Origin of the sequence: Streptomyces sp. NPDC047315 (assembly GCF_040643215.1) — a bacterium.
GTDB lineage: Bacteria > Actinomycetota > Actinomycetes > Streptomycetales > Streptomycetaceae > Streptomyces.
In genome coordinates this window covers 54,577-61,139 of sequence record NZ_JBEYTZ010000044.1, presented here as the reverse complement: position 1 = coordinate 61,139, position 6,563 = coordinate 54,577, and the positions used below count along the sequence as shown (strand labels likewise).

Below are 6,563 nucleotides of genomic sequence, written 5' to 3'. Positions count from 1 at the left end.
GTGGAGGCGTTGCAGCACGGTGTGTTGCCGGCGTCTTTGTATGGCGATGAGCCCACGGAGAAAGTGGAGTGGGACGGTGTGCGGTTGCTGTCGGAGTCGGTGGAATGGCCGGCGGGCGACCGACCACGCCGCGCCGGCATATCGGGATTCGGGATTTCCGGAACGAACGCCCACGTCATTCTCGAAGAAGCACCGCAAGCCACCTCAGCGGACGCCGCCGCGCCCCGCACTGAAAACCGTTCGGGCGGTGAGGTGGCGTGGTTGTTGTCGGCGAAGTCGCCGGCCGCGTTGCGGGAGCAGGCGGCCCGGCTGCACGCGCACGTCAGCGCCGATCCCGCGTTGGACGTGGTCGACGTCGCGCACTCCCTCGCCACGACCCGTGGCCACCTCGACCACCGGGCGGCCGTCATCGGCCACGACCGCACCCGACTCCTCGCCGACCTCCACGAACTGTCCCGAGGGGGCGCACCCGGCAGCTCCGTACGGGGCACCGCGGGCCACGACCGCCGCCTGGCCGTCCTCTTCACCGGCCAGGGCAGCCAGTACGCCGGCATGGGCAGGCAACTCGCCGAAGCCCACCCCGTCTTCAAGGCCGCACTGGACGAGACGATCGACGAACTCGACCGGCACCTGGACCGACCGCTCCGCCCGATCCTCCACCCCGAAGACGGCGAGGATTCCCTTCTCCACCAGACCGCCTACACCCAACCCGCGCTCTTCGCCCTGGAAGTCGCCCTCTTCCGGCTCGTCGAGTCATGGGGACTGCGCCCGGACTTCCTCCTCGGCCACTCGGTCGGCGAAGTGACCTGCGCGCACGTCGCGGGTGCGCTCTCGCTGCGGGACGCAGCCCTCCTCGTCACCGCACGGGGCCGCCTCATGCAGCAGCTCCCCTCCGGTGGCGCGATGCTGGCCGTCGAGGCGACCGAGGACGAGATGACGGCGCGCCTCGCCGACCGTACCTCCGGGCTCTGCGTCGCGGCCGTGAACGGCCCCCGGTCGCTCGTCGTCTCCGGCCCCGAGAACGAGATCACCGCAGCCGCCGCGCAGTGGCAGCAGCAGGGGCGCCGCACCCGAAGGCTCCAGGTGAGCCATGCGTTCCACTCGTCGCTCATGGACCCCGCACTCGACGAACTCGCCGATGCCCTACGGCACGTCGAGGTCCGCCCGCCGACGATCCCGATCATCTCGAACGTCACCGGTGTACCCCTCGGCGCGGCCGAGCTGACGGGCCCGGAGTACTGGGTGCGCCACGCCCGCCAGCCGGTCCGCTTCCAGGACGGCATGCGATGGCTCGGCCGTACGGGAGTGCGGAACTTCCTGGAACTCGGCCCGTCGGGCGTCCTCACCGCGCTCGCCCGGGACTGCCTCGCGGAGTCAGGGCACGGGACGGCCACCACGGCGGCGGCGCTCGGCACCGGCCAGTCCGAACCCGAGTCGCTGATCAGCGCCGTGAGCGAGCTGCACGTGCACGGGGTGCGGGTGGAGTGGGGTCCGGTGTTCGCCGGTCGAGCCGTGCCCCTGCCCACGTACGCCTTCCAGCACCGCCGGTACTGGCCGGACGCCGCGCCGGACCAGCCCCTCGGAACCGTGACCGTGACCCCGGCTGTTCCGGGATCGGTCGACGCGGCGGAGCCGACGCACGAGGAAGAAGCTCCCCCCGCCGCCCGTATCCGCTCGACCGAAGACGCGTTGGCCCTCGTCCTGGCGGAAGCAGCCGCCGTCATGGGCCACGGATCCGCCGACGACGTGGCACCCGACCGGCCCTTCGCCGAGTCCGGCATGGACTCCATGGGCATGGTGCGCTTCCACAAGCGCGTCATCGCGCTCAGCGGCCTGGTCGACCTGCCCGCGGCCACCTTGGTCGAACACCCCACGCCGCTCGCGCTCGCCGAACGACTCGCCCACCTGACCGCCGCCGGCCGGCACGACGACGAACGGGCCACCACCCCGCCCCCCGCCCCCGGTGCGGGCTCCCCGAGCGGCCCCGCCACCGGGACCCTGGTCACCGCGCTCCGACGGGCCCGCGAGGCCGACGCACTGGCCGAGATGCTGCCCGTCCTCGCCGGCCTGTCCCGCTTCGGACCTCCGTCCGGAGCCCGTGCCGAACCGTCGCAACCCCTCCTGATCACCGACGGCCCGGCGGCGCCGACGGTCGTCTGCGTCCCCTCGTTCATGGCCGGCTCGGGACCGCACCAGTTCATCCGACTCGCCGGCGAACTCAGCCCGCGCCTGCGGACCCACGGCCTGACCCTGCCCGGCTTCGCCGACGGCGCCGGCCCGCCCGCCACCTGGCGCGAGGCGACCGACGCCCTGGCCGAGTCCACCCTCCGGGCCGCCGACGGCAACCCGTTCGTCCTGCTCGGCCAGTCGATCGGCGGCGTCCTCGCACACGCCACGGCCCGCAGGCTGTGCGAAACCGGCAACGCCCCCGCCGGCATCGTCATGATCGACACCTTCGACCCGGAACCGGCCGAACGGGGCGCCGTCTTCGCCTGGGCCATGCGCCAGATCCTCGACCGTGACCCGGAGGGCGTCGTCGTGACCGAGGACAACGTCGCAGCCATGGGTACGTATCTGCACCTGGTCGACGAGTGGGAGCCGGGCGTCCTGGACGTGCCCGTCCTACTGCTCAGGGCCGAACCGGGACGAGAGGGCAGCGGCGCGCAGGACGGCGCGCCGGGACGGCCGTGGCGCACGGCGGGGACCGTCGTACCGATCGACGCGGACCACTTCTCCATCATCGAACAGCACGCGGAGCGCTCCGCCGCGGCCGTCCAGAAGTGGCTGACCGAGCTAGAGGCGTAACCCCTTCCGCGGCCCATACGACGAGGTCCCGGTCCTTCTCCAGGACCGGGACCTCGTGGTCGTACTCAAGGCGCCGTACGCGCCTCGGCCTGCTCAGCGGTTACGCGTTCGCCGTCTCCGCCAAGAACTCACCCATGTGCTTGGCCAACTCGGTCGGCTGGTCCTCGGGGATGAGGGTGTAGCTGTCGGCGATCGCCACGTGCCGCGAATTGGGCAGGAGTTCGGCCAGCCGTCGGCCGTGCTCGGGCGGCATGACCTTGTCCTCCTCCGCCCAGGCGACGAGCGCGGGCCCGTCGAACCCGCGGAGCTTCTCGGCCCAATCCAGCAGTTCGCTCTTGGGCGGCACGCTCAGGATGTACTTGCGCAGGTCGCGCCGGACCTCGGGGGAGTCCCACACCGGCCGGAACCAGTTGTCCATGACCGCGTGGTCCACCGGGCGCTTGCTCATCCAGCCCCACGTCAGCGGCATCCGCCGCATGGACTTGAGCTTCAACAGCGTGAACGCCGCCGACAGCCCACCGGGCATCTTCGCCGCGAGGACGAGATTGCCGCCGGGCAGCCCGGGCGGGAAGTTGTCGAACGCCTCGCACGAGGTGATGATCAGCCGCCCGATACGGTCCGTACGACCGTCGGCGACGAGCGCCTGCGCCCCGCCCCAGTCGTTCATCGCCAGGGCCACGTCACGCAGATCGAGACGCTCAAGGAACTCGGCGACCAGCCGGGCCACTCCGAGGATGGACAGGTCGGCATCGGGCTTCATCGGCTTGCGGTGCCCGCCCAGCGGAAGCGTCGGCACCACGCACCGGAAGTCCGCCCGCAGATCGGCGACGACATTCCGCCACAGCGAGCCGTCCATGGCGACTCCGTGTAAGAGCACGAGCACCGGGCCGTTGCCGCCGGTGTCCTCGTACTCGATGGTTCCGGCAGAAAGTTCCACCTCGGGCATCTACGACTCTCCCAACGATCAGCGATCAGGGGTCAACGATCAGCGACATGTGGTGAGCGGCGAACGGCATTGCTGGACTGTCCCTGGTCCACGCCGCGCGCCAACCTGCGACGTACCCCTACTGCATCTTCGTTATGAGTAATAGTCAAGCTTGTCGATCAGCCGGGCGATCCCCCGAACGATCCGCACCGCGGCCCCCCTCGGCGGGTTCGAACTTCCGCTCGGCGCGGGCGAGGGTCCGGTCGATGACGTCGGTGATGAACGCGGGGGTCACCGCTTCGCCCTCGTACGTCACCCGGACGAGGACGGCGCCGACGAGCATGGCGAGGCAGGGCTCGACGGCGTCGGGCCGCAGGTGCGCGGTGAGGACGCCGCGGACTCCGGCCGTGGCCGTCCCGTATAGCCGGTGCTGGAGGTCCCGTGCACCTTCGTCGTGGCCGGCGCGTTCGATGACGCCCGCCATCAAACGGTCGTACCGGCGCTCCGACAACGTCTGCGCGAGCGCGCTCAGACAGGTGTGGAGGTCTTCGTGGAGGTCCCCGCTGACCGCCGCGTGCGTGGCGCCCTCGCAGATCAGGGCGATCGCATCCCCCACGAGGTCGACGGACGTGGGCCAGTGCGCGTAGATCGTTGCCTTCGAGTACCCCGCCCGCCGGGCGACCTCGGCGTGCGTCGTCGCCGCCCAGCCGTCCTCCAGCAGCGATGCCGCGCTCGCACTGATCACGTCGCGCCGTGTGCGCGCCACACGCGGATCCCCGGACTCACTGGACGACTTCACCACGCCCTGAGAATAGCCCCTCCTGGCCTTTGTTCCCACTATTGAACGTGTCGTACAGTACTGATCCATGAGTCAAAAATCTGCCTAAGTGGCCCCGGGATCGCCCCGCAGGCCGGCTTGAGGAGGCCGCCCGATGAACTCCCGTGCGCTGCCCCGAACCCAGCAGGCGATCGTGCAGACCCGCTACGGAGCCCCCACGACGTCCTCGCGCTCTCCGAAGCGATCTCCGTCCGCGCCCCTGGCCCCCAGGAGGTGCAGGTCCACGTCCGGGCGGCATCGATCAACCCCATCGACTGGCAGATGATCGAGGGAAACCGACGCCTCATCGCCCGCCGCCGCTTCCCGTTCACACCGCTGTTCGACCTCGCCGGCGTCGTCACCGAAGTCGGCGACGGGGTCACGTCCTTCCGCGCGGGCGACCGGGTGCACGCCGACAACGAGCACCATGGAGGCGGCGCATCGCAGTACGCCAACATCCCCGCAAGACTGCTCGCCCACATACCAACGGGGCTGGACTTCGCCGAGTCCGCAGCCCTCCCGCTGGCGGCCCAGACCGCGATGACCTGTCTGGACCGCGGCCGGGTCGCGGCCGGCACGCGCGTCGCAGTGAGTCGGAGCGTCCGGCGGCGTCGGCCACTTCGTCGTCCAACTGGCCCGCGCAGCCGGGGCGCACGTGGTGGGCGTCGCCAGCGCGCGGAACCAGGAGTTCGTACGCTCCATAGGAGCGGACGAGGCCATCGACAGAAACGCGACCGACGTATCCGCCAGCTTCGGCCCGGACTCGTTCGACGCGGTGGTCGACTGCGTCGGCGGTCGCGAACAGTGGATCCACGCGCAGCACGCCCTACGGTCAGCCGGCCGATTCGTCACCATCGCGCGCGACGAGGACGGCGTGGTCACCCTCGCCTCCGCGGCCCGGCTCCTCTCGACGATCACCGCCCGCAGACTGCGGGGCGCGGGGCCGCGGGGAACGAAGTACCTCCCCGTCTCCCTCAAGGCTTCCGGAGACCTCCAACGCCGCGTTAACAACCTGGTCGAAGCCGACCGAGTCGGCCCTCACCTCTCCCGCACCTCCCCACTGACGCTGGAGGGTGTGAACGCGGCGATCGACGAGAGCCGCACAGGACGCACCACCGGAAAACTGGTGCTCCACCGACGATGAGGTCCATGCACCAACCACCACGTGATGGCCTACCCGTGCAATTCGGCCAAGCGAGGTGGGCTCGCACAGGTTTCGCTAGCCGCATCAGGTGTTGCCGCTACCAATCAGTAAGGGCACTGCTTCGACCAGCAAGATGAACTGACGGGTCAGCTTGTGCGGAGGCCACCGGGAACGGGGTGGTGGCGATTGGCTACCCCAGCACAGCCTTGATCGCCGTAGCGAGGTTCGCGATCCACTCGATCGTGGCGCTCGTTTCGGGAGCCGTGATCGGCCGACGGGCGCCCGCCAGGTGGTCAATATCGGCTTCGTGGGCGATCTTGTTGCGGCGGTCGGCGATCTCGGTCTGCCGCTGCTTGACGTACTCTACGGTCGGCTGTGAATTCAGGAGCTGAGCCACTTCCTTCCAGATTTGGCCCTGCTTCTTCTGGGTCACATATCCGAGCCCCTCGGCAATTCGATCAGGCTTCTGGTAGGAGTCGCGACCAAGACGCTCAGTCATATGCTCGGTCATGACGTCGTCGATCGAGCGGCTTTGCATGTCTTCCACGGTCTGCCAGGAGACCGCGTAATTCTTCAGGCGATCAGGCCGCGGTGTGGGCCGATCGTTGATGATCGCAATGGCGCGGCTGACGATCTCCCGATGCAGCCAGTGGTCGAGTGCGGAAACAGCCTGGACCCAAGCAGCTCGATACAGGTCCGTGTGCTCGACCTGGGACAGATCACCCAGGTTGAGCTGACTGGTGGCCGCGCTCTCCAGTGCAGCGCCGCTATGCACCATGCGTCGACAGAAGTCAATGTTGGTCGTGAACTGCCCCCACCGTACGTCCGGTGCCGGCTGGAAGGTGGTACCGGTCATGTGTGTCCGCCCCCGA

At 69.6% G+C, this 6,563-nt stretch carries 4 protein-coding genes and 2 pseudogenes; 3 read left to right on the top strand and 3 right to left on the bottom strand.

What is annotated here, in order from left to right; genetic code table 11:
• A complete protein-coding gene (locus ABZ842_RS34635) occupies positions 1–2,805 on the top strand; it encodes an alpha/beta fold hydrolase (RefSeq protein ID WP_361546242.1) in 2,805 nt (934 codons plus the stop codon).
• A gap of 100 nt (positions 2,806–2,905) precedes the next feature.
• On the opposite strand, the gene ABZ842_RS34630 is transcribed toward ABZ842_RS34635, so the two are convergent.
• Positions 2,906–3,751: an alpha/beta hydrolase gene (locus ABZ842_RS34630; protein WP_361546239.1), complete on the bottom strand. Its 846-nt coding sequence runs from the start codon at positions 3,749–3,751 to the stop codon at positions 2,906–2,908.
• Positions 3,752–3,896: 145 nt separating this feature from the next.
• On the bottom strand, positions 3,897–4,496 hold the full coding sequence (locus ABZ842_RS34625) for a TetR/AcrR family transcriptional regulator (protein ID WP_361546236.1): 600 nt from the start codon (positions 4,494–4,496) through the stop codon (positions 3,897–3,899).
• Between the two features lie 333 nt (positions 4,497–4,829).
• Here ABZ842_RS34625 and ABZ842_RS34620 point away from each other — a divergent pair.
• Together ABZ842_RS34620 and ABZ842_RS34615 are read left to right on the top strand one after the other, a co-directional pair.
• A pseudogene (locus ABZ842_RS34620) lies at positions 4,830–4,916 on the top strand (hypothetical protein); the annotation flags it as partial.
• Between the two features lie 250 nt (positions 4,917–5,166).
• Positions 5,167–5,691: pseudogene (locus tag ABZ842_RS34615) on the top strand (zinc-binding dehydrogenase); the annotation flags it as partial.
• A gap of 190 nt (positions 5,692–5,881) precedes the next feature.
• Here the strand turns inward: ABZ842_RS34615 and ABZ842_RS34610 are convergent.
• On the bottom strand, positions 5,882–6,547 hold the full coding sequence (locus tag ABZ842_RS34610; protein ID WP_361546233.1) for a hypothetical protein: 666 nt from the start codon (positions 6,545–6,547) through the stop codon (positions 5,882–5,884).
• Positions 6,548–6,563: the final 16 nt, after the last annotated feature.